This window comes from Pseudomonas sp. PB120 (genome assembly GCF_009761815.1).
GTDB lineage: Bacteria > Pseudomonadota > Gammaproteobacteria > Pseudomonadales > Pseudomonadaceae > Aquipseudomonas.
In genome coordinates, this window is the sequence record NZ_RWIN01000076.1 from 1 (window position 1) to 21,693 (window position 21,693).

The window sequence follows — 21,693 nt, forward strand, 5'->3', positions numbered from 1 at the left end:
CTGGGGCGCGAAGCGGCCCTAAAGATGGGACTGCTGCGCAGTCCAGCGGGAGCAAGCTCCCTCGCCACAGAGTCAGTGAGTCAGAGTTCAGGAGTCAGGGTCAGTCCATCGAGCGGGGCAACTGCAAGGTCACCCGCAACCCACCCTCACGCAGGTTCTGCAAACTCACTTCCCCGCCATGGCTATGGGCAATGTTGCGCGCAATTCCCAGGCCGAGGCCATAACCCTGCTGCTGCCCCGACAACCGAAAGTGCGGCTCGAACACTTGCTCCAGGCGCTGCTCGGGAACCCCCGGCCCTTCATCGTCGACATGCAGGACAAACGCGTTCTCATCGTCATCGATATGCAGATGCGCGTTCTGCCCGTACTTCAACGCGTTGTCGATCAGGTTGCCGATGCAACGCTTGAGCGCCAACGGCTTGCCGGGATACGCCGCCAGCGCCCGCCCTTGCTGGGTAACGCGGCCGTTACCGTTGGGCGCCAGGTACGGCTCCACCAGGCAATCGAGCACATGGTTGAGGTCCACCGGTTCGATGTTCTCGTGAATGTCGGTGTCCTTCACGCATTGCAGCGCACCCTTGACCAGCAGCTCCAGCTCATCCAGATCCCGACCGAATTTGGCCTGCACCCGCTCGTCTTCAAGCAATTCGACGCGCAACCGCAACCGGGTAATCGGCGTGCGCAGGTCGTGGGAAATCGCACTGAATAGCTGGCTGCGTTCGGTCAGGTAACGGCTGATGCGTTCGCGCATCGCATTGAACGCACGACCCACTTCGACCACTTCACTGCCGCCCCCTTCCGCCACCGGCTCGACCTCCGCGCCGAGGGACATGTCCCGCGCCGCACGCGCCAAGCGTTTGAGCGGACGACTCTGCCAGTGCACCAGCAGGCCGATGAACAGCAGCAAAAAGCCGCTGGTGAGCACGATAAACCAGACCTGCTGCGCCGGCAGGCCTTGCTCTTCAAGACTGGTGTACGGCTCGGGCAACAGCGAGGCGATGTACAGCCATTCACCCGGCGCCATCTGGATTTGCGTGACCAGCACGGGCGGGTTCACCGGCTCAAGCGTGAGCGCGTAGTGGGCCCAGGAGCGTGGCAACTCATCGAGCTTCAGCCCGCTATTGAAAATCCGCAGGTCTTCGGGACTGACGAAAGTCACCGAAATATCGGTGTCCTGGCCCAGGGACTCGCGCAACACCTGGTCCACCGCTTTGAGCACCGCCTCTTTGCGCGGCGTGATCGGCAGTACTTCCATGCCCAAGGGTTTGTCGTTGAGGGTCACCACGAAACGGGTGCCGCCCATGCTGCGCAACTGGTCGAGCACCAACGGTCGGAACGCCACCGGCAGCGAGCGAAAGTAGCTGACGCTGGCGGTCATCGAATGGGCGAGGCTGCGAGCGCTGGTGACCAGGCCTTCAAGCTGAGTGGCGCGCAATTGCGAAACCCAGATCACGCTGGACAATGCCTGGGCGAACAGTACCGCCAACAGGGTCAGTAGCAACATGCGCCCGAGCAGCGAACGCGGGACGGGGGCTTTGGCGGCAAGCGTACGGAAAAACTCAGTGACCATTGCCGGCAACCACATTGGCGGCCAGTTGGTAGCCGCTACCCCGCACGGTGCGGATCAACCGTGGCGGTTTTTCAGTGTCGCGCAAGCGCTGGCGCAGGCGACTGACCGCCATGTCGACGATGCGATCCAGCGGCATCAGGTCGCGGCCACGGGTGGCGTTGCCGATGGTGTCGCGGTCGAGGATTTCCTGGGGGTGATCGAGGAACAGTTTGAGCAGCGCGAAATCGGCGCCGGAGAGAATCACTTCTTCGCCATCGATGTGGAACAGCCGATGGCTGACCATGTCCAGTCGCCAGTCGTCAAAGGCCAGCACTTCACCGCCGGAACGTTCCTGACCGAATTGCGCGCGGCGCAACAGGGCTTTGATGCGCGCCTGCAGCTCACGGGGGCTGAAAGGTTTGCCGAGGTAGTCGTCGGCACCCAGTTCCAGGCCGATGACGCGGTCGGCTTCGTCGGAGCTGGCGGTGAGCATGATGATGGGCACCTGCGCCTGGCGCGGGTGCTGGCGAATCCAGCGGCAGAGGCTGAACCCGTCTTCGTCCGGCAACATGACATCGAGGATCACCAGATCGCTCGGCGCATCGTTCATGGCCTGGCGGAAACCGGCGCCATCGGGCGTGGTGCGGACCTGGAAACCGGCGCGAGTCAGGTAGGTGTCCAGCAACTCGCGTATCTCTTGATCGTCATCGACCAACAAAATCGACTTGTTGACTGAGCTCACGGGGCGGCGTCCTTGTTGTTTGAATTGGGCGGATTATGCCTTAAGCGCGGGATTTCAGAACTACTGTAGGAGCGAGCTTGCTCGCGATGGAGGTCAACGATAACGCGTGCTTTCTGGATGCACGCGGTGCTCTGAAGTCCATCGCGAGCAAGCTCGCTCCTACAGGGGTAACGTATTTCAGGCCGGGATGGATTGCTCGAGCGCCACACCCGCGCCCATCAACCCGGAATACGGCGCCGTCACCAGCCACACCGGGATGCCCTTGAAGTAATCGCTCATGCAACCCTTGTCGGCAAAGCACCGGGCAAAACCGCTTTCGACAAAGAAATCGGCAAACCGCGGAATCACCCCACCGACAATGAACACGCCACCGCGCGCACCGGTGGTCAGCACGTTGTTGCCGGCCACGCGACCGAGCCAGCAGCAGAACTGCTCCAGCACTTCCAGCGCAATCGGGTCACCCGCCAACCCGGCCGCGGTAATCGCTTCCGGGGTGTCGAGCACCGGCTCATGGCCGTCCACCGCGCAGATCGCCCGATAGACGCGCGGCAAGCCGCTGCCACTCAGGGCTGTTTCAGCGCTGACATGGCCGATCTCATTGAAGATGTGTTGCCAGAGTTGAGTTTCCCGCGGGCTGCTCAGCGGCAAATCGACGTGACCACCCTCCCCCGGCAACGCCGCGAAACGGCCTTCACCGAGGTCGAGCAAGGTACCGACACCCAGGCCAGTGCCGGGGCCGATCACCACCGCTGGGCGCAACGGTTCCGGCGAGCCTTCGCAGACCACCCGGAATTCGTCCGGCTGCAAACGGGTCATGCCCAGCGCCATCGCCGAAAAGTCGTTGACCAGCAGCAGTTGATCGACTTGCAAGGTCTTGCAAAAACCCTTGCGGCTCAGGCGCCAGTGATTGTTGGTGAACTTGAATTCATCACCGCTCACGGGGCCAGCCACCGACAGGCACACCGATCCGATGGATCCCGGCTTCAGGCCCAACCCGCCCAGATAGACATTAATGGCCTCTTCCGGGCTGGCGTGATCGGCCGTTGCCAGCACCTGGATCGATTCCAGTTGCTGGTTCTTCCACAACGCGAAACGAGCGTTGGTCCCACCGATGTCACCGACCAAAGCCAGTTTCAATTAAGCGCCTCCAGGGCAGAAGTAAAGGCGCTGGCGCCCTGCTCTGCGGAGCTGAAGGCCATGCGCATGAAACCAAACAGTTCGCGACCGGTGCCGATGTTGTTGCCCAACAGGCCCTTGGCCGGCGTGCGCGCTGCGAATTCTTCGGCGTCCACCTTAAGCTCCAGGGTGCCTTTGACGCCATCGACGCGGATGATATCGCCCTCTTGCACCCGTGCCAAAGCGCCGCCCACATAAGCTTCGGGGCTGACGTGAATGGCCGCCGGGATTTTGCCCGAGGCACCCGACATGCGGCCATCGGTCACCAGCGCGACCTTGAAGCCGCGATCCTGCAGCACGCCGAGGAACGGCGTCATCTTGTGCAGTTCCGGCATGCCATTGGAACGTGGGCCCTGGAAGCGCATCACCGCAACAAAGTCCTTCTCGAGCAGACCGGCCTTGAACGCATCGGCCAGGTCCTGCTGATCCTGGAACACCATGGCCGGTGCTTCGACGATCTGGTTTTCCAGGGCCACGGCGGACACTTTCATCACGCCACGTCCGAGGTTGCCTTCCATCACGCGCAAGCCACCCTCTGGCGAGAACGCGCGAGCCACCGGGCGCAGGATGGTTTCGTCGAGGCTGTCGGTCACGCCTTCACGCCAGACCAGTTCGCCGTTGTCGAGGAAGGGCTCCTGGGTGTAGCGGCTCAGACCATGGCCGAGCACGGTGTTGACGTTTTCGTGGAGCAGCCCGGCTTCCAGCAGTTCGCGGATCAGGAACGACATGCCGCCCGCCGCCTGGAAGTGGTTGATGTCGGCTTTGCCGTTCGGGTAGACGTGGCTCAGGGTCGGCACCACTTCGGACAGGTCGGCCATGTCCTGCCAGGTCAACTGAATGCCCGCCGCCATCGCAATGGCCGGCATGTGCAGGGTGTGGTTGGTCGAACCGCCGGTGGCGTTGAGCGCGACGATGGAGTTGACGATCGAACGCTCGTCGACGATCTCGCCGATCGGCATGAAATTGCCATTCTGTTTGGTCAGGCGCGTGACTTGATGCGCCGCTTCGCGAGTCAGTGCATCGCGCAACGGGGTGTTCGGGTTGACGAAAGACGCGCCCGGCAAGTGCAGGCCCATGACTTCCATCAAAAGCTGATTGGTGTTGGCGGTGCCGTAGAAGGTGCAGGTGCCGGGGCTGTGGTAGGAGTTCATTTCCGACTCGAGCAGCTCTTCGCGGCTGGCCTTGCCTTCGGCATAGCGCTGGCGCACATCGGCTTTCTGCTTGTTGGAGATGCCCGAGACCATCGGCCCGCCCGGGACGAAGATCATCGGCAGATGGCCGAAACGCAGCGCCCCCATCATCAAGCCCGGGACAATCTTGTCGCAGATGCCAAGCATCAGCGCGCCATCGAACATGTTGTGGGACAGCGCCACCGCGGTGGACAGCGCGATCACTTCACGGCTGGGCAGGCTCAGCTCCATGCCCGGCTCGCCCTGGGTCACGCCATCGCACATGGCCGGGGTGCCGCCGGCGAACTGGCCGACCGAGCCGATCTCGCGCAGGGCTTTTTTGATCTGTTCAGGAAAGACTTCGTAAGGCTGATGCGCCGAGAGCATGTCGTTATATGACGAAACAATCGCGATGTTCGCGGCGTTCATCATCCGCAGGCTGTTCTTGTCGTCAGTACCGCAGCCGGCCACGCCATGGGCGAAGTTGGCGCATTGCAGTTTGCCGCGCATCGGACCGTCGCTGGCCGCACCGCGAATGAGCGCAAGGTAGGCCTCGCGGGTTGCGCGGCTGCGGGCGATAAGCCGTTCGGTGACCTCAAGGACGCGGGGATGCATGTGTAGAACTCCAGGCTAACGGATAGGGCGACCTGATTGTCTATGCTGAACAAGGGCCGTTGTGATTGGGATGACAGACGGTTTTCTTGATCGGTCGGACCAGTTGATTCAGGTCACTCGTTGTAGATTGAACAAAATATTGCCATTAAAAAGGCTTGTTTTCTATTTTTATGCGAATAATCTTGTAATTCCAACAACAAAACGACGGCGGCCCAGTTAAATGACTCTTCGAATCGCAATCAATGGTTTTGGCCGCATCGGCCGCAACGTCCTCCGCGCACTGTATACCCAAGGCTACCGTCAGGATTTGCAGATCGTTGCCATCAATGATCTGGGCGACAGCTCGATCAACGCCCACTTGCTCAAGTTTGACACTGTTCACGGCACGTTCGACGCCGATGTCCAGCACGATCAGGAAAGCCTGACCGTCAACGGCGACCGTATTGCCGTCAGTGCAATTCGCAATCCGGCTGACTTGCCCTGGGCCGCGGAAAAGATTGATGTCGTGTTCGAATGCACCGGTCTGTTCACCGACCGGGCCAAAGCCGCTGCGCATATTACGGCCGGCGCGCGCAAAGTGATCATCTCGGCCCCGGCCAAAGGTGCCGACGCCACCGTCGTTTATGGGGTTAACCACGACATTCTGCGCCAGTCCCACCAGATTATTTCCAACGCGTCATGCACCACCAACTGCCTGGCCCCGGTGGCTCAGGTGCTGCACCGCGAACTGGGCATCGAAAGCGGCTTGATGACCACCATCCACGCCTACACCAACGACCAGAACCTGACCGACGTCTACCACACCGACCCGTACCGTGCGCGCTCCGCCACGCAGAACATGATCCCGAGCAAGACCGGCGCCGCTGAAGCGGTCGGCCTGGTGCTGCCGGAACTGGCGGGCAAACTGACCGGCATGGCGGTGCGAGTTCCGGTGATCAACGTGTCGCTGGTGGACCTGACCGTGCAGCTCAAGCGCGAAGCATCGGCCGATGAAGTCAACGCGTTGCTGAAAGAAGCCAGCCAGCACTCCAAAATCCTCGGTTACAACACGCTGCCACTGGTTTCCAGCGACTTCAATCACAACCCGTTGTCGTCGATCTTCGACGCCAACCACACCAAATCCAGCGGCAAGTTGCTCAAGGTACTGGCCTGGTACGACAACGAATGGGGCTTCTCCAACCGCATGCTCGATAACTGCCTGGCGCTGTGCAACGCTGAGTAACCTTACAGAGATCTGACAAATCTATACTTGACCATTCGAGTGGATGATAAGCATTATCATTCACTCAAAATGGATCAGGTCCTCCCGTGAGTCAATCTCGCTTCAATCACGTCTTCATCGCCCAGCGGGTTTCCTTGCTGCGCACGTTGGAGCGGATGGTCAACAATCACAGCACCGCCGAAGACCTCTTGCAGGAAACCTACCTGCGAGTGACCCGAGCGCTCAGTGAACGGGCCATCGATCACCTGGAACCCTTTGTTTTCCAGACCGCCCGCAACCTGGCGCTGGACCATTTGCGCGCGCGCCGCATTCAGTCGCGCACCCTGCTCGACGACGTGCCGATGGACGTGGTGGAAAGCATCGCCGCCCCCACCAGCAGCGCCGAGGACGCCGCCCATGCCGAACAACTGCTGGAGCGTTTGAACGTGAGCCTCAGTGAACTCAGCCACCGCCAGCAGCAGATCTTCATCCTGAGCCGCTTGCACGGGCACAGCTATCTGGAGATTGCCGAGGAGCTCGGCGTATCGTTGAGCACCGTGCAGAAAGAGCTGAAGCTGATCATGGCGATCTGCGTCGGCGTGGCCGAGCGCTTAAACGGCGACTGAGCCCACGGGGCTTTGCTACCCTAGCTCCCACTTTCAAGCATCACTAAAAAAACAGCCGTGCAAAGACACTGCCGAGGAAACACCGTGACGGACACCCACCGCTCCCCTCCGCCCTCCCCGGCGCGGGACGCCGCAAGCGCGATGGATCAGGCCCTGGACTGGTTGATCGTGATGGGCAGCCCGAGCGAGGAACAATCCCGGCAGTTCCAGGAATGGCTGGCCGCCGACCCTTTGCATGCGCAAGCGTTTACCAAGGCCCAGGCGATCTGGGAGGGGCCGCAAGTGGTGCAATGTGCCCAGGACCTCGCTGCTCGGCCGCCGAAAGTGACGGTCCTGTCACGCTTGCGTCCGCACTGGAAACCGTTGGCCACCGCCGCTGTGCTGATCCTCGGCTTGTTCAGCTTCAGCAACCTGCCAATTCGCCTACAGGCCGATCACCTGACCGTCGTCGGTGAACGACAACGCCTGCAACTGGAAGACGGCTCGAAAGTCTTGCTCAATACCAACACGGCGTTTTCCAGCACCATCAACGAACAACAGCGCGTCGCCCGTCTGTATCAGGGCGAAGCGTTTTTCGAGGTGCCGGCCGATCGCGGCCGGGCGCTGGAGATCGATGCCGGCCCGGTCAAGGCCAGTGTCCGGGACACCGCATTTGCCGTGCGTTATCTGGACGGCGTCGCACAGGTTCGCGTGCAGCGTGGCGACGTCGACTTGCGCGCCACCCACAACGACACGCGGGTGCGCTTGTCCGCCGGGGAAAGCATCCGCATCGGCCCGAATGGCTTCGACCGGCCGGCCAAACTTGACGCGGCGACCGACCTGGCGTGGGTTCAAGGCCGGCTTGTATTTGAAAACTGCCCGCTGAGCCAGGTGCTGGCGGAACTGAGTCGCTACTATCCGGGCTGGATCATCAATAACAACGAGCGGTTGGCCGACGTCGCGGTCACCGGCAATTATCGTCTCGATCAGCCGCTGGACGTGGTCCGTTCACTCGCCCACATCACCTCCGCGCGACTCCAGGAATTCCCGAAACTGGTGATCCTGAACTAAATGAGAATTATTTTTACTCGATAGCCGAAGCTCGTACGTCTCGTTATAGCCAATGCAATTGATTCGCATCTCTAAATGCCAATCAGCACCTATAAAGATTCGTGCGACACGGAGCGCTATCGATGTCCTCTCGCCTTACCCGCCAGTCCTCTCCACCTTCTCGCCTGCTGTCGCTGCTGACCGCCGCGATCCTGATGGCAGGCGCTGCCCCCCTGATGGCGGCCACCGCCGCTGAGCAACCGGCCCGCAACATGGGCGACTATTCGTTTGCCATCCCGCAACAATCGCTGGTCTCGGCACTCAATGCCTTTACCGCGGTGACGGGCTGGCAGGTCGGCTTGCCGGCCGAACTGGCAGACGGCGTCGCTTCGCCCGGCGTGCGGGGTTCGTTGCCGCCGGAAAAAGCCCTCGATCGCCTGTTGGTGGGGACCAACCTGAGCTATCGGAAACTGGGCAACAACAACATCGTGCTGGAGAAACGCAGCTCCGGTAGCGCGCTGAACCTGGACCAGGTGACCATCAGCGCTACCCGTCAGGAACAGAGCGTGGAAAGCGTACCGGGCACCGTCACCGTCCACGCCCGCGAAGAGCTGGACCGCAACAACGTCAATACCATCAAGAACCTGGTGCGTTATGAGCCGGGGGTTTCGGTGGGCGGCGCCGGACAGCGCGGTGGCATCAGTGGTTACAACATTCGCGGCATCGACGGCGACCGGATCCTGACCCAGGTCGACGGCGTCGAAGTGCCGAACGACTTCTTCAACGGTCCGTACGCCAAGACCCAGCGCAACTACGTCGACCCGGAAATCGTCAAGCGCGTCGAAATCCTGCGCGGCCCGGCCTCGGTGCTCTACGGCAGTAATGCCATCGGCGGCGCGGTCAGCTACTTCACCCTCGACCCGGACGACATCATCAAACCGGGCCAAGACGTCGGTGCTCGCCTGAAAACCGGATACAGCTCCGCCGACGACAGCTGGTTGAAATCCGCGACCGTGGCCGGCCGTGCGGATCAATTCGATGGCTTGCTGCATTACAGCCAGCGTGACGGTCACGAAACCGAATCCTTCGGCAACAACAACGGCACCGGTCTGGCCCGCACCGCCGCCAACCCGGAAGACGTACGCACTACTAACGTACTGGCCAAGATCGGCTGGAACTACAACGATGACGCGCGCCTGGGCCTGACCTACGAAAAGTACAAGGACGACCGCGACACCGATCAGAAAAGTGCCTACGGCGGTCCATTCGACAAAGGCCAGCCAGCGATTCCGACCAGCATCCTGCCGGGTGGCATGTACCAGTGGCGCACCGGTAACGACACCATTACCCGCGAGCGTTTCGGCCTGGAACACCGCTTCGCCCTCGACAGCCTGCTAGTGGACAACGTCAAGTGGAGCCTGAACCATCAGGTCGCCAAGACTGACCAGAGCACCGAGGAGTTCTACTACCCGATCTCACGCAAAGTACTGCGTACGCGGGAAACGTTGTATGAAGAAAAACAGTGGGTCTTCGACGCTCAGCTGGACAAGTCTTTCGAGATCGCCGACACCGAGCATCTGCTGACCTACGGCACCACGATCAAACAGCAGAAAGTCACCGGCTCTCGCAGCGGCAACGGCACTTGCCTTGTGGCCTTCGGCAGCTGCCGTACCGTTGGCGCCGTGAGCGCGGCCGACGTCCTGAAGAAATCCAGCGACTTCCCGGACCCGACCGTCAACACCTACAGCCTGTTTGCCCAGGACCAAATCAGCTGGGACAAATGGACCTTCCTGCCGGGCCTGCGCTACGACTACACCGAGCTCAAGCCGCACATCACCCAGGAATTCCTCAACACCGTGGCCGCTGATGGTCGCGGTACCGTCAGTGACGAAAACAAGACCTGGCACCGCGTGTCGCCGAAATTCGGCCTGACCTACGCCCTGACCGACCAATACACGTGGTACGGCCAGTACGCAGAAGGTTTCCGCACACCGACCGCCAAGGCGCTGTACGGCCGCTTCGAAAACACCACCACCGGTTATCGCGTGGAGCCAAACCCGAACCTGGAACCGGAAACCAGCAAAGGCTTCGAAACCGGGCTGCGCGGTAACTTCGAATCGGGCTCCTTCGATGTGGCCCTCTTCTATAACAAGTACCGCGACTTCATCGAAGAAGATGCCGTCACGCCCGGCTACAGCGAGCTGACCTTCCAGAGTGCGAACATCAAGCACGCCACCATCAAGGGCGCAGAGGTCAAGGGCCGTCTGAACCTCGACGTTTTCGGCGCACCACAAGGCCTCTACACCCAGGGTTCCGTGGCCTACGCCTACGGTCGCAACAACGACAGCGGCGAACCACTGAACAGCGTCAACCCGCTGACCGGCGTGTTCGGCCTCGGTTACGACCAGGACGCCTACGGTGGTTTGCTCAGCTGGACTTTGGTCAAGAAGAAGGACCGTGTCGACAACAGCAGCTTTAAATCGCCAGACGGTGTCAGCAGCCAGTTCAAATCGCCAGGCTTTGGCATTCTGGACCTGACCGGGTTCTACAAGGTGACCGACGACGTGACGGTCAACGCTGGCGTCTACAACCTGACCGACAAGAAATACTGGCTGTGGGATGACGTGCGCGGTTACGACGGTGTCGGTGAGGCCTCGGTTCTCAGCCCGGCCAACCTTGATCGCCTGACCCAGCCGGGTCGTAACTTCGCAGTCAATCTGGTCTGGGATATCTGACCTGACCAACCTCACGGCCCTGCTTGATCGTCGCAGGGCCGCAAGGTTTTTTTACTGTCCGGCGCCTTCTGATTCGTCTCGTTACCAAGCGCCCATTTCCCTCAAGGATTTCTCATGACCACCCAGGACACCGCTCAACGCCCCGCCCTGCGTTCGCAACGCTTGAACCAGATCACCAACGAGCCGCACACCAAGCTCGATGCCTTGGTCAAAGCCCATGCCCCGTTTGAAACCCAGGCCAGCTTCGCCCGCTTCGTGGTCGCGCAGTACCTGTTCCAGTCGGAACTGGTTGCGCTGTACAACGACGCGGAACTGACCGCCATCGTCCCGGACCTGCCGGCTCGCTGCCGTGCGGAAGCGGCCAAGGCTGATCTGGCTGACCTGGAAACCGACGTACCCGCTCCAGTTGCCGGCGCGGTGGAAAACCCGAGCAAAGCCGAAGCGCTGGGTTGGTTGTTCGTATCCGAAGGCTCGAAACTGGGCGCAGCGTTCTTGATCAAGCGTGCCGTTGGCCTGGGCCTGAGCGAAACCTTCGGTGCCCGTCACCTCGGCGAACCGGCCGGTGGCCGTGCTGAAGGCTGGAAAAGCTTTGTGAAGACCCTGGATGGCCTGGCACTCAGCGCTCAGGAAGAAGCCGAGCTGGACAAAGGCGCCATCGACGCATTCAACCGCTTCACCGTTCTGCTGGAACAGGCTTACGCCTCAACTGCCGAACCCGCTTGATACAACTCCGATCCCCTGTGGGAGCGAGCCTGTGTGGCGAGGGAGCTTGCTCCCGCTGGGCTGCGTAGCGGCCCCTTTTGTGAGTGCTGCGCACTCAAACGGGAGCAAGCTCCCTCGCCACTCAGGCTCGCTCCAACAGGGGGCAGAGCATTTCAGCAAGATCCCGATCAAGCCTAATACGCCGCTTTGAGCCCCATGCCGCAGCCTGCCTCTTCAAAACTCGCCCGGATACTGTTCGGCGTACTCGCCTACATCAGCCTCGGCATCGGCCTGATCGCCATCGTCGTGCCCGGCCTGCCAACCACTGAATTCATCCTGCTCGCCGCCTGGGCCGCGACCCGGAGTTCACCGCGCCTGAGTGCCTGGCTGGAAAACCATCGCCTGTTCGGCCCGATCCTCTGCAACTGGCGCAACGGTAAGGTCATCGCCCGCCGCGCCAAAGTCAGCGCCACCGTCAGCATGCTGCTGTGCGCAGGGTTGATGCTGGTGATGCTCGATCATGGCTGGCCGATTTACCTGGCCATCGCGGGCATGAGCCTGGGCAATCTGTGGATCTGGTCACGACCTGAACCAGTGCCTCGACCTTCCTGACCAAAACCGCGAAATATCCCCGTTTTAACCCAGCATTTCGGCACATTTTCCCGCGCAAACGATCAACCATGACCGTTCGTCGGCACGCCCCTCATGCAACTCAAGCTTCGCGCCGATGAGCATTGAATGGCGCTGAATGGACTCGGCGAAATGGGTCAGCCCCGACTCACAGCCAACACATCATCCATTCGCGAGTTCGCCCTATGTTCGACTCCCTCTCCATCCGCCTGAAAATCGTTCTGCTGTCCGGACTATGCCTGCTGGGCGTGGTCGTCCTGATCGTCAGCATGAACTTCTACCAGACCAATCAGAACGATGACCTGGTCAGCGCCTCCAGCAGCAAGATGCTCACGGACAGTGTGCAAGACCTGCTACAGGCCAAGGCGGCCGAGCAAGCGGTGCGGGTGCAGAAGACGTTCGGTGAGAGCCTGCTGGTGGTGACCGCCCTGGCGGATCAGATCAAGGACATGCGCAACATGGCGACCAAGCGCTCGCTGGAAGCCGGCGCCCTGCGTGAAGAGTTGAACCAGAGCCTGAAAACCGCCTTCGACCGTAACAGCAAAGTGTTGGGGATCTGGCTGGCGTTCGAACCCAATGGCCTGGACGGCAAGGACAGCGAGTTCGTCAATGACGCGGCCCGACAGTCCAACGAAATCGGACGGTTCGCGACGTATTGGAGCCGTGCTGGTGGTGAGGGGCTGAACACGATCATGGTCGAAGACGACATGACCAAGACGACCCAGAACATCAGCGGCATCCCGTACAACAGTTGGTACACCTGCCCTCGCGACAGCAAGCGCACCTGCCTGCTGGACCCGTACGCCGATACCGTCGCCGGCAAGGAAATGCTGATGACCACCATTTCGGTGCCGCTGGTGGTGGACGGAAAATCCATTGGCGTGGTCGGTATCGACATCGCCCTCGACGCCTTGCAAGCCGCGGCGGTCGACTCCCAGCGTGAACTGTTCAACAGCGCCGGGCACATGCTGATCGTTTCGGGCACGGGTGTACTTGCCGGTTACAGTACCGACGCCAGCAAAGTGGGGAAAAGCATTGGTGACACCCTCGGCGCGGAGGGTAAGGACGTCCTGCAATTGCTCAGCGTCGGCACACCGAAAATTCTCGAACAAGGCGACCTGATTCGCGCCGTTTACCCGGTCAGCCCGATTGCCGATTCCAAGGCCTGGGGCGTGGTGATCGACTTGCCGAAACAAGTGCTGCTGGCCGATTCGGTGAAGCTGCAAGAGGTCCTCGATGACGCCCAGCAAAGCGGCACGATCAAAGCCGTTATGGTCGCGGTCGTTGCCGGCCTGGTGGGTCTATTGCTGATCTGGCTCACCGCCTCGGGCGTGACCCGGCCGATCAACAGCGTCGCGGAAATGCTCAAGGCGATTGCCAGCGGCGACGGCGACCTGACCCAACGCCTGCATTACGCCAAGAAAGACGAACTGGGCGAACTGGTGAGCTGGTTCAACCGTTTTCTCGACAAGCTGCAACCGACCATCGCCCAGATCAAACAAAGCATCACCGATGCACGAGGCACCGCCGACCAGTCTTCGGAAATCGCCCGCCAGACCAGCGAAGGCATGCAGGTGCAGTTCCGTGAAATCGATCAGGTCGCCACGGCCTCCAATGAAATGAGCGCCACCGCCCACGACGTCGCCAACAGCGCCTCGAACGCGGCCAATGCCGCCAAAGGTGCCGACCAGTCGGCGCGCGACGGCATGTCGATCATTGAGCGCAGCACCCGCGACATCAATCAGCTGGCCGACGAAGTCAGCAAGGCTGTGACCGAAGTTGAAGCGTTGGCCGTCAACAGCGAGCAAATCGGTTCGGTACTGGAAGTGATCCGCAGCATCGCCGAGCAGACCAACCTGTTGGCCCTCAACGCCGCCATCGAAGCGGCCCGCGCCGGTGAAAGCGGGCGCGGGTTTGCGGTGGTTGCCGATGAAGTGCGCAACCTGGCGAAACGGACTCAGGATTCGGTCGAGGAAATCCGCATCGTCATCGAACGCATCCAGACCGGCACCCGAGGCGTGGTGGCGACCATGCATTCGAGTCAGTCCCAGGCCCACAGCAACGCCGGGCAGATCCAGCAGGCGGTGCAAGCGCTGGGCAAAATCAGCGACGCGGTCACGGTGATCAGCGACATGAACCTGCAAATCGCCAGCGCCGCCGAACAGCAAAGCGCCGTGGCCGAAGAGGTGAACCGCAATGTCTCGGCGATCCGTACCGTCACCGAAACCCTGACCGGGCAAGCCACCGAATCGGCGCAGATCAGCAGCCAGCTCAACTCCCTGACCACCCACCAGATGAAATTGATGGATCAGTTCCGCGTGTAGATCCCTGTGGGAGCTGGCTTGCCGGCGATGGCGGCGTGTCAGTCGACCTATCCATTAGCTGACACACCGTCATCGCCGGCAAGCCAGCTCCCACAGGATTGGGTTTTCAGTCGTCAATCAGGGGTTTCATCCGGATAGCCAACGTTTTGATCTATGATCAGGCCCTCTTCCGGAGGGCCTTCGATGACTGATTTACTCACGTCCATTCAAGCCGCGCTCGGCTTGCCGCATACGCCGATTTCCTTCACGTCGAGTGGCGCCCTGCCCTCGGCGTTTGCCGTGACAGACCTGGCCAGCGCCAGCATTGTTGCCGCCGGGCAGGCTGTCAGCGAGCTGCTGCAGCAACACACCGGTCGCTTGCCCACTCTTGAAGTCGATCGGCGTCTCGCGTCTTTCTGGTTCTCGACGTCGATCCGCCCTGTCAGCTGGAGTGTTCCGCCGCTATGGGACCCGGTGGCCGGTGACTACTCGACCCGTGACGGCTGGATCCGCCTGCACACCAACGCACCACACCATCGGGCGGCGGCCGAAAGCGTGCTCGGCACGTGCGCCGACCGCGCTGCAATGGCGAGCAAGGTCGCGCAATGGGCGAAAAGCGATCTGGAGCAAGCCGTGGTCGACGCCGGAGGTTGCGCCGCCGAAATGCGCAGCTGGGCGCAATGGCAAGCGCACCCCCAGGGTTTGGCGGTGAACGCCGAACCCTTGATTCAGTTCAGCGCCGGCAGCCCTCAAACGCGCAAACCGTGGCAGGGTTCAGTGGCGCAACCGTTGGCGGGCATCAAGGTGCTGGACCTCACCCGCGTGCTCGCCGGCCCCGTCGCCAGCCGTTTTCTCGCGGGCCTCGGCGCCGACGTTTTGCGCATCGACCCACCGACCTGGAACGAACCGGGTGTGGTACCGGAAGTCACCCTGGGCAAACGCTGTGCCCGGCTCGACCTCCACGACAACGCTGATCGCGCCGTCTTTGAAAACCTGCTCAAGGATGCCGACATCCTGCTTCACGGCTATCGCGCTGATGCGCTGGAGCGCTTGGGTTACGGCGTCGCCCAGCGTAAAAAACTGGCGCCCGGCCTGATCGATGTCTGCCTCAACGCCTACGGCTGGAGCGGCCCCTGGCAGAACCGTCGCGGCTTCGACAGCCTGGTGCAGATGAGCAGCGGGATTGCCGATGCGGGGAGGCTGTGGAAGAAAGCCGACAAGCCGACGCCGCTGCCGGTGCAGGCGCTGGATCATGCCACCGGGTATTTGATGGCAGCGGCCGCGATCACGTTGTTGGGCCGTGGTGGGTCGGCGCGATTGTCGTTGGCGCGCACGGCGAAGTTGTTGATTGAGAGCGGCGGGGGAACAGACGAGCCGTTGCGGGCGGAGGATGAAAACGATCAAGGGGTGCTCATCGAGCAGACACCCTGGGGGGCTGCGCATCGGCTGCAGGTGCCGCTGAAAATAACCGGGACGCCGTTGCAGTGGGCGCTTCCTGCGGCGGAATTGGGTGCCCATCGCGCGCAGTGGTGGTGACCGGACTGGCCTCATCGTCGGAACGCCGCCCGGAGCCGGCTCACTCCCACAGGTTTTGTGTTCGACGCAAACCCTCGCTGGTGGCTGAACGCCTACAGTTTTGTGACCGGCGCAGATCCAATGTGGGAGCGAGCCTGCTCGCGATGGGGCCCGAACCATCAACACACCTGTTGGATCTGTGCTCAGTCAGACCGACTCAACGAAGTCCAAAGCACCTGCGCCGCATACCCTCGCCACGGTCGCCAGGCTTCGGCCCGCGCCAACAATTCCCGCGCGGTCACCGCCCTGCCCTCCAGCGCCGCCAACGCGTTGATCAACCCCACATCCCCACTCGGAAACGCATCCGGCTCCCGCAACTGCCGCAACGCAATGTACTGCGCCGTCCAGTCGCCAATCCCGTGCAGCGCCAGCAACCGCGCCACGCCCTTTTCACGTCCCGGTTCAAACAACCGGGGATCCTCCAGCAACGCCTGCGCCACACCGGACAACGTCCGGCCACGGCTTTTCGGCATTCCTAACATTGCCAGATCCGCTGGCGCCAACACGTCGGCCTCTGGAAAAACATGCGTCAAACCGGGCATCGAACAGGCTAACGGCTGCCCATACTGCCCCACCAGTTTCCCCGCCAGCCTGATCGCCGCCACCACGCTAATCTGCTGCCCCAACACCGCCCGAATGGCCAGTTCCAGCCCATCCCAAGCCCCCGGCACCCGCAACCCCGGACGTTCGGCAATCAGCCGCGCCATCAACGGATCACTGCTCAGTTGCCGATGAACCATCAGCAAGTCCGCATCCAGATCGAACATCCGCCGCACTCGCTCAACGATTTCGGGCACGGCCGCGATATCCGCAAACTCCAGCGTCAACTCAAGGGCATCCGCCGTTGCAGGCTTGATCGAAAACGCTCCCTGAACACCGTTCAAACCGATGCTGCGTGAGTAAACGCCGTCGACCACCGTTTCCATTCCGGTCACTGCCCGGGCGGACAAAAAACCCAGCATCGCCGCCCAGTCATAAGGAGGTTGATACTCAAGCAACAACCTCACAACGACAGCAATCCGCTGTACAACCCGTAGGCCGCCAACCCCGCCCCGATGACGACGCCGGTGAAAATCCCCTTCTCGACAGGCGTGAACAACGGCTCACCCTGCTCATGCTTGGCCTTGGCAAACAGAATCACCCCCGGCGCATACAGCAGCGCCGACAGCAGCAGGTATTTCACCCCGCCGGCGTACAACAACCACACCGCGTAACCCAGGGCGACGCCACCGATCATCAGGTCCTTGGTGCGTTCCGCCGAGGCGTGTTCATAAGTTTCGCCACGCCCGCTCAACAACACCGCATAGGCCGCTGACCACAGGTAAGGCACCAGAATCATCGAGGACGCGAGGTAGATCAGGCTGGTGTAAGTGCCCTCCGAAAACAGGGTGATCAGCAGGAAAATCTGGATCATCACGTTGGTCAGCCACAACGCGTTGACCGGCACATGGTTGGCGTTTTCCTTTTTAAGGAAGGCCGGCATGGTCTTGTCTTTGGCGGTGGCGAAGAGGATTTCGGCGCAGAGCAGCGCCCACGACAACAACGCGCCGAGCAGCGAAATTGCCAGGCCGACACTGATCAGCAGCGCGCCCCAAGGCCCGACGATATGTTCGAGTACCGCCGCCAGGGACGGGTTTTGCAGGTTCGCCAATTCGGGTTGGCTCATGATCCCCAGGGACAGCACGTTGACCAGCACCAGCAGCGCCAGCACCCCGAGAAAACCGATGACCGTCGCCCGCCCGACATCGGAGCGCTTCTGCGCCCGCGCCGAATACACACTCGCGCCTTCGATGCCGATGAACACGAACACCGTGACCAGCATCATGTTGCGCACCTGGTCCATCACCCCGCCGAAGTTCGGATTGCTGTGGCCCCAGATGTCGCGAGTGAAGATGTCCGCCTTGAACGCCACGGCCGCGATGACGATGAACATGATCAGGGGCACGATCTTGGCCACGGTGGTCACCTGATTGATGAACGCCGCCTCCTTGATCCCGCGCATCACCAGAAAATGCACCGCCCACAACAACACCGACGCACAACCAATGGCGATGGGGGTGTTGCCTTGGCCAAAGACCGGAAAGAAATAACCCAGGGTACTGAACAACAGGACGAAATACCCGACGTTGCCCAGCCAGGCGCTGATCCAGTACCCCCAAGCCGACGAGAACCCCATGTAATCGCCGAACCCGGCCTTGGCGTAGGCATACACCCCGGAATCCAGTTCAGGCTTTCGATTGGCCAGGGTCTGGAAGACGAAGGCCAGCGTCAGCATGCCCACGGCGGTAATCGCCCAACCGATCAGGATCGCGCCGACATCGGCGCGGGCCGCCATGTTCTGCGGCAAAGAGAAGATCCCACCGCCAATCATCGATCCCACCACCAGCGCGATCAGCGCGCTCAAGCGGAGCTTTTGCGTCGGTTGTGACATTCCTGGCTCTCCATTCTTTCCCGAGGCGGTCGGGCGACCACGGTTTTAAAACCGTCACAGCGTTATGTTTTAACTAAATAGATACAGCGTAATAACGTTTATTAGATAACGCCAAACCACGACTGTTATTTATAACCGATCATTCTATAAGCGTCATGGCAAAGAGCGATTATCTGGGGTCATCTTGATAATTCGATTCCATACTGAAAACACACGTCAAAAATTTGCGGAAACCTGAAAACGAACTAGCGTAAAAACTCCAAGCAATACGAGTTATTCCTGTTTTATCTGACCGAGGCCTCTGGATAGGGCTTTTCCGGTGATTCCGCTGTGCGCCGGGAAAGGTTCATAAGTCGTTAATTAACAATGGAATGTACCCATGCACTGATCTAAGTCAGCTGACTGAATGGCTAACGGAATTAATCTGTTGTCTCTCTTCTCCTGCATTGGAGTCATGCAATGTCTGAATCCCCCGGAAAACTGAAACTCGGCGCACTCGTGGCGCTGGTGGTCGGCTCTATGATCGGTGGCGGGATCTTCTCGTTGCCACAAAACATGGCCGCCAGCGCGGATGTCGGTGCCGTGCTGATCGGTTGGGCTATCACCGCTGTCGGCATGTTGACCCTCGCTTTCGTCTTTCAAACCCTGGCCAATCGCAAGCCTGACCTGGACGGCGGTGTTTACGCCTACGCCAAGGCCGGGTTCGGCGACTACATGGGTTTCTCGTCTGCCTGGGGGTACTGGATCAGTGCCTGGCTGGGCAACGTCGGGTATTTCGTTCTGCTGTTCAGCACCCTGGGCTACTTCTTCCCGATCTTTGGCGAGGGCAATACGCCTGCCGCAGTGATCGGTGCCTCGGTGCTGCTCTGGGCGGTGCACTTCCTGGTACTTCGTGGCATCAAGGAAGCGGCGTTCATCAACCTGGTAACCACCGTCGCCAAAGTCGTGCCGTTGCTGCTGTTTGTCCTGATCGCGATTTTCGCCTTCAAGCTGGATATCTTCACCGCTGACATCTGGGGTGTGAAAAACCCGGACCTGGGCAGCGTGATGAACCAGGTGCGCAACATGATGCTGGTCACCGTGTGGGTGTTCATCGGCATCGAAGGCGCGAGCATTTTCTCGGCGCGGGCGGAAAAACGCTCGGACGTGGGTAAGGCCACGGTGATCGGTTTCATCACCGTGTTGCTGTTCCTGGTGCTGGTGAACGTGCTGTCGCTGGGCATCATGACCCAACCGGAACTGGCCAAACTGCAGAACCCGTCGATGGCCGCCGTGCTGGAGCACGTGGTCGGGCATTGGGGCGCGGTGCTGATCAGCGTCGGCTTGATCATTTCCTTGCTCGGCGCCCTGCTGTCCTGGGTGCTGCTGTGTGCGGAGATCATGTTCGCCGCCGCCAAGGACCACACCATGCCGGAGTTCTTGCGCAAGGAAAACGCCAACCATGTGCCGGTCAATGCCTTGTGGCTGACCAACGCCATGGTGCAGCTGTTCCTGATCATCACCCTGTTTTCCGCCAGCACTTACCTGTCGCTGATCTACCTCGCCACCTCGATGATTCTGGTGCCGTACCTGTGGTCGGCGGCGTACGCCCTGCTGCTGGCGGTGCGCGGCGAGAGTTATGAAAACGCCGCGTCCGAACGCCAGAAAGACCTGTTCATCGGCGCCGTTGCGCTGGTCTACGCGATCTGGCTGATCTACGCCGGCGGCGTCAAGTACCTGCTGCTGTCCGCCCTGCTCTATGCGCCCGGCGTGATTCTGTTCGCCAAGGCCAAGCTGGAACTCAAAAAACCGGTTTTCACCAACGTCGAGAAGCTGATTTTCGCAGTCGTTGTCTTGGGCGCCGTGGTGGCGGCCTATGGGCTGTATGACGGTTTCCTGACCCTGTAACACACGTCTTATTTGTCATCTGGAGGATCACGGTAATGACCACGGAAAAAGTTAAGTACGGCGTCCACTCCGAAGCCGGCAAACTGCGCAAAGTCATGGTTTGCTCTCCCGGCCTGGCTCACCAGCGGCTGACCCCGAACAACTGCGACGAACTGCTGTTCGACGATGTGCTGTGGGTCGCACAGGCCAAGCGCGACCATTTCGACTTCGTCACCAAGATGCGTGAACGCGGGATCGACGTAGTGGAAATGCACAACCTGCTGACCGACATCGTTGCGATCCCCGAAGCGCTCGACTGGATTCTTTCACGCAAGATCACCCCCGATACCGTGGGTGTAGGCCTGATCAAAGAGGTGGATTCCTGGCTGCGCAGCCTGGAACCTCGCCAAATCGCCGAGTTCCTGATTGGCGGCGTCTCGGGCGATGACTTGCCGGACGCGTTTGGCGGCAAAGCCATCCAGATGTTCCGCGACTTCCTCGGCAACTCCAGCTTCCTGCTGCCGCCCCTGCCCAACACCCAATTCACCCGTGACACCACCTGCTGGATCTATGGTGGCGTGACGCTCAATCCGATGTACTGGCCGGCGCGCCGTCAGGAAACCCTGCTGACCACCGCCATCTATAAATTCCACCCACAATTCACCAACGCCGACTTCCAGATCTGGTACGGCGACCCGGACAAGGATCACGGGGCGTCTACCCTCGAAGGCGGCGACGTGATGCCGATCGGCAACGGCGTCGTCCTGATCGGCATGGGCGAACGCTCGTCCCGTCAGGCCATTGGCCAACTGGCGATCAACCTGTTCAAAAACAAGGCCGTGGAAAAAGTAGTCGTTGCCGGCCTGCCCAAGTCTCGAGCGGCCATGCACCTGGACACCGTATTCAGTTTCTGCGACCGCGACCTGGTGACGATCTTCCCTGAGGTGGTCAACCAGATCGTCGCCTTCACCCTGACCCCGGACGAAAGCAAACCGGGCGGCATCGACATCCGTCGGGAGAAAACCAGTTTCCTCGATACCGTGGCCGCCGCGCTCAACCTCAAGGCCCTGCGCGTTGTACAAACCGGCGGCAACAGCTTCGCCGCCGAACGCGAGCAGTGGGACGACGGCAACAACGTGGTGGCCGTGGAGCCGGGTGTGGTGATCGGTTATGACCGCAACACCTACACCAACACCTTGCTGCGCAAGGCCGGTGTGGAAGTCATCACCATCAGTGCCGGTGAATTGGGACGCGGCCGTGGCGGCGGCCACTGCATGACCTGCCCGATCATTCGCGACCCAATCGACTACTAAACGACCATCCCCCCGGCCGCACCGACCCGGT

The 21,693-nt window shown here is 60.9% G+C and carries 15 protein-coding genes and 2 pseudogenes; 11 read left to right on the forward strand and 6 right to left on the reverse strand.

Annotation, left to right across the window (positions count from 1 at the left end):
• Positions 1–100: 100 nt before the first annotated feature.
• The 4 genes from EJA72_RS14110 to edd form a co-directional block, all read right to left on the reverse strand.
• Positions 101–1,570: an ATP-binding protein gene (locus EJA72_RS14110; RefSeq protein ID WP_157712055.1), complete on the reverse strand. Its 1,470-nt coding sequence runs from the start codon at positions 1,568–1,570 to the stop codon at positions 101–103.
• Positions 1,560–2,291: a response regulator transcription factor gene (locus EJA72_RS14115; RefSeq protein WP_178129362.1), complete on the reverse strand. Its 732-nt coding sequence runs from the start codon at positions 2,289–2,291 to the stop codon at positions 1,560–1,562. The genes EJA72_RS14110 and EJA72_RS14115 overlap by 11 nt, the downstream gene beginning before the upstream one ends.
• Positions 2,292–2,468: 177 nt before the next feature.
• Positions 2,469–3,428, reverse strand: coding sequence for a glucokinase (locus tag EJA72_RS14120; protein ID WP_157712056.1), 960 nt, complete (start codon positions 3,426–3,428; stop codon positions 2,469–2,471).
• Positions 3,425–5,251, reverse strand: coding sequence for a phosphogluconate dehydratase (edd, locus tag EJA72_RS14125; protein WP_157712057.1), 1,827 nt, complete (start codon positions 5,249–5,251; stop codon positions 3,425–3,427). The genes EJA72_RS14120 and edd overlap by 4 nt, the downstream gene beginning before the upstream one ends.
• 220 nt (positions 5,252–5,471) lie before the next feature.
• Between edd and gap the strand changes: the two genes are divergently transcribed.
• From gap to EJA72_RS14165, 9 genes and pseudogenes are all read left to right on the forward strand, one after another.
• Positions 5,472–6,473 (forward strand): type I glyceraldehyde-3-phosphate dehydrogenase, encoded by a 1,002-nt coding sequence (gene gap / locus EJA72_RS14130; protein WP_157712058.1) that lies wholly within the window; start codon positions 5,472–5,474, stop codon positions 6,471–6,473.
• Positions 6,474–6,559: 86 nt separating this feature from the next.
• Positions 6,560–7,078: a sigma-70 family RNA polymerase sigma factor gene (locus EJA72_RS14135; RefSeq protein ID WP_178129363.1), complete on the forward strand. Its 519-nt coding sequence runs from the start codon at positions 6,560–6,562 to the stop codon at positions 7,076–7,078.
• A gap of 84 nt (positions 7,079–7,162) precedes the next feature.
• The gene (locus tag EJA72_RS14140) at positions 7,163–8,128 is read left to right on the forward strand and encodes a FecR domain-containing protein (protein WP_178129364.1); all 966 of its coding nucleotides are present in this window, start codon (positions 7,163–7,165) and stop codon (positions 8,126–8,128) included.
• 122 nt (positions 8,129–8,250) lie between these two features.
• Entirely contained in the window at positions 8,251–10,842 is a 2,592-nt protein-coding gene (locus EJA72_RS14145; RefSeq protein WP_157712059.1) for a TonB-dependent receptor, read from the forward strand.
• A gap of 114 nt (positions 10,843–10,956) precedes the next feature.
• Positions 10,957–11,565, forward strand: coding sequence for a biliverdin-producing heme oxygenase (locus EJA72_RS14150; protein ID WP_157712060.1), 609 nt, complete (start codon positions 10,957–10,959; stop codon positions 11,563–11,565).
• Positions 11,566–11,760: 195 nt separating this feature from the next.
• On the forward strand, positions 11,761–12,156 hold the full coding sequence (locus EJA72_RS14155) for a YbaN family protein (protein ID WP_157712061.1): 396 nt from the start codon (positions 11,761–11,763) through the stop codon (positions 12,154–12,156).
• A 476-nt stretch (positions 12,157–12,632) separates the two neighbouring features.
• Positions 12,633–13,592 (forward strand): annotated as a pseudogene (locus EJA72_RS29725) (chemotaxis protein); the annotation flags it as partial.
• Positions 13,593–13,970: 378 nt separating this feature from the next.
• Positions 13,971–14,498, forward strand: a pseudogene (locus tag EJA72_RS29730) (methyl-accepting chemotaxis protein); the annotation flags it as partial.
• A 183-nt stretch (positions 14,499–14,681) separates the two neighbouring features.
• Positions 14,682–16,013 (forward strand): CoA transferase, encoded by a 1,332-nt coding sequence (locus EJA72_RS14165; protein ID WP_157712063.1) that lies wholly within the window; start codon positions 14,682–14,684, stop codon positions 16,011–16,013.
• Positions 16,014–16,195: 182 nt separating this feature from the next.
• Here the strand turns inward: EJA72_RS14165 and EJA72_RS14170 are convergent, their stop codons facing one another.
• On the reverse strand, positions 16,196–17,059 hold the full coding sequence (locus EJA72_RS14170; protein ID WP_178129365.1) for a DNA-3-methyladenine glycosylase: 864 nt from the start codon (positions 17,057–17,059) through the stop codon (positions 16,196–16,198).
• Positions 17,056–18,483 (reverse strand): arginine-ornithine antiporter, encoded by a 1,428-nt coding sequence (arcD, locus tag EJA72_RS14175; RefSeq protein ID WP_157712064.1) that lies wholly within the window; start codon positions 18,481–18,483, stop codon positions 17,056–17,058. The genes EJA72_RS14170 and arcD (EJA72_RS14175) overlap by 4 nt, the downstream gene beginning before the upstream one ends.
• Before the next feature lie 459 nt (positions 18,484–18,942).
• On the opposite strand from arcD (EJA72_RS14175), the gene arcD (EJA72_RS14180) reads away from it, so the two are divergent.
• Together arcD (EJA72_RS14180) and arcA are read left to right on the forward strand one after the other, a co-directional pair.
• Complete coding sequence (gene arcD, locus EJA72_RS14180; protein WP_157712065.1) at positions 18,943–20,370, forward strand: arginine-ornithine antiporter; 1,428 nt, start codon at positions 18,943–18,945, stop codon at positions 20,368–20,370.
• Between the two features lie 35 nt (positions 20,371–20,405).
• Entirely contained in the window at positions 20,406–21,662 is a 1,257-nt protein-coding gene (gene arcA, locus EJA72_RS14185) for an arginine deiminase (RefSeq protein ID WP_157712066.1), read from the forward strand.
• Positions 21,663–21,693 lie beyond the last annotated feature (31 nt).

Excerpts from the sequence above, each read along its gene's own strand:
- EJA72_RS14165 (WP_157712063.1), top strand. The coding sequence starts at position 14,682 with ATGACTGATTTACTCACGTCCATTCAAGCCGCGCTCGGCTTGCCGCAT.
- EJA72_RS14150 (WP_157712060.1), top strand. The coding sequence starts at position 10,957 with ATGACCACCCAGGACACCGCTCAACGCCCCGCCCTGCGTTCGCAACGC.
- arcD (WP_157712064.1), bottom strand. The coding sequence starts at position 18,483 with ATGTCACAACCGACGCAAAAGCTCCGCTTGAGCGCGCTGATCGCGCTG.
- gap (WP_157712058.1), top strand. The coding sequence starts at position 5,472 with ATGACTCTTCGAATCGCAATCAATGGTTTTGGCCGCATCGGCCGCAAC.
- EJA72_RS14155 (WP_157712061.1), top strand. The coding sequence starts at position 11,761 with ATGCCGCAGCCTGCCTCTTCAAAACTCGCCCGGATACTGTTCGGCGTA.
- edd (WP_157712057.1), bottom strand. The coding sequence starts at position 5,251 with ATGCATCCCCGCGTCCTTGAGGTCACCGAACGGCTTATCGCCCGCAGC.
- EJA72_RS14110 (WP_157712055.1), bottom strand. The coding sequence starts at position 1,570 with ATGGTCACTGAGTTTTTCCGTACGCTTGCCGCCAAAGCCCCCGTCCCG.
- EJA72_RS14145 (WP_157712059.1), top strand. The coding sequence starts at position 8,251 with ATGTCCTCTCGCCTTACCCGCCAGTCCTCTCCACCTTCTCGCCTGCTG.
- arcD (WP_157712065.1), top strand. The coding sequence starts at position 18,943 with ATGTCTGAATCCCCCGGAAAACTGAAACTCGGCGCACTCGTGGCGCTG.
- arcA (WP_157712066.1), top strand. The coding sequence starts at position 20,406 with ATGACCACGGAAAAAGTTAAGTACGGCGTCCACTCCGAAGCCGGCAAA.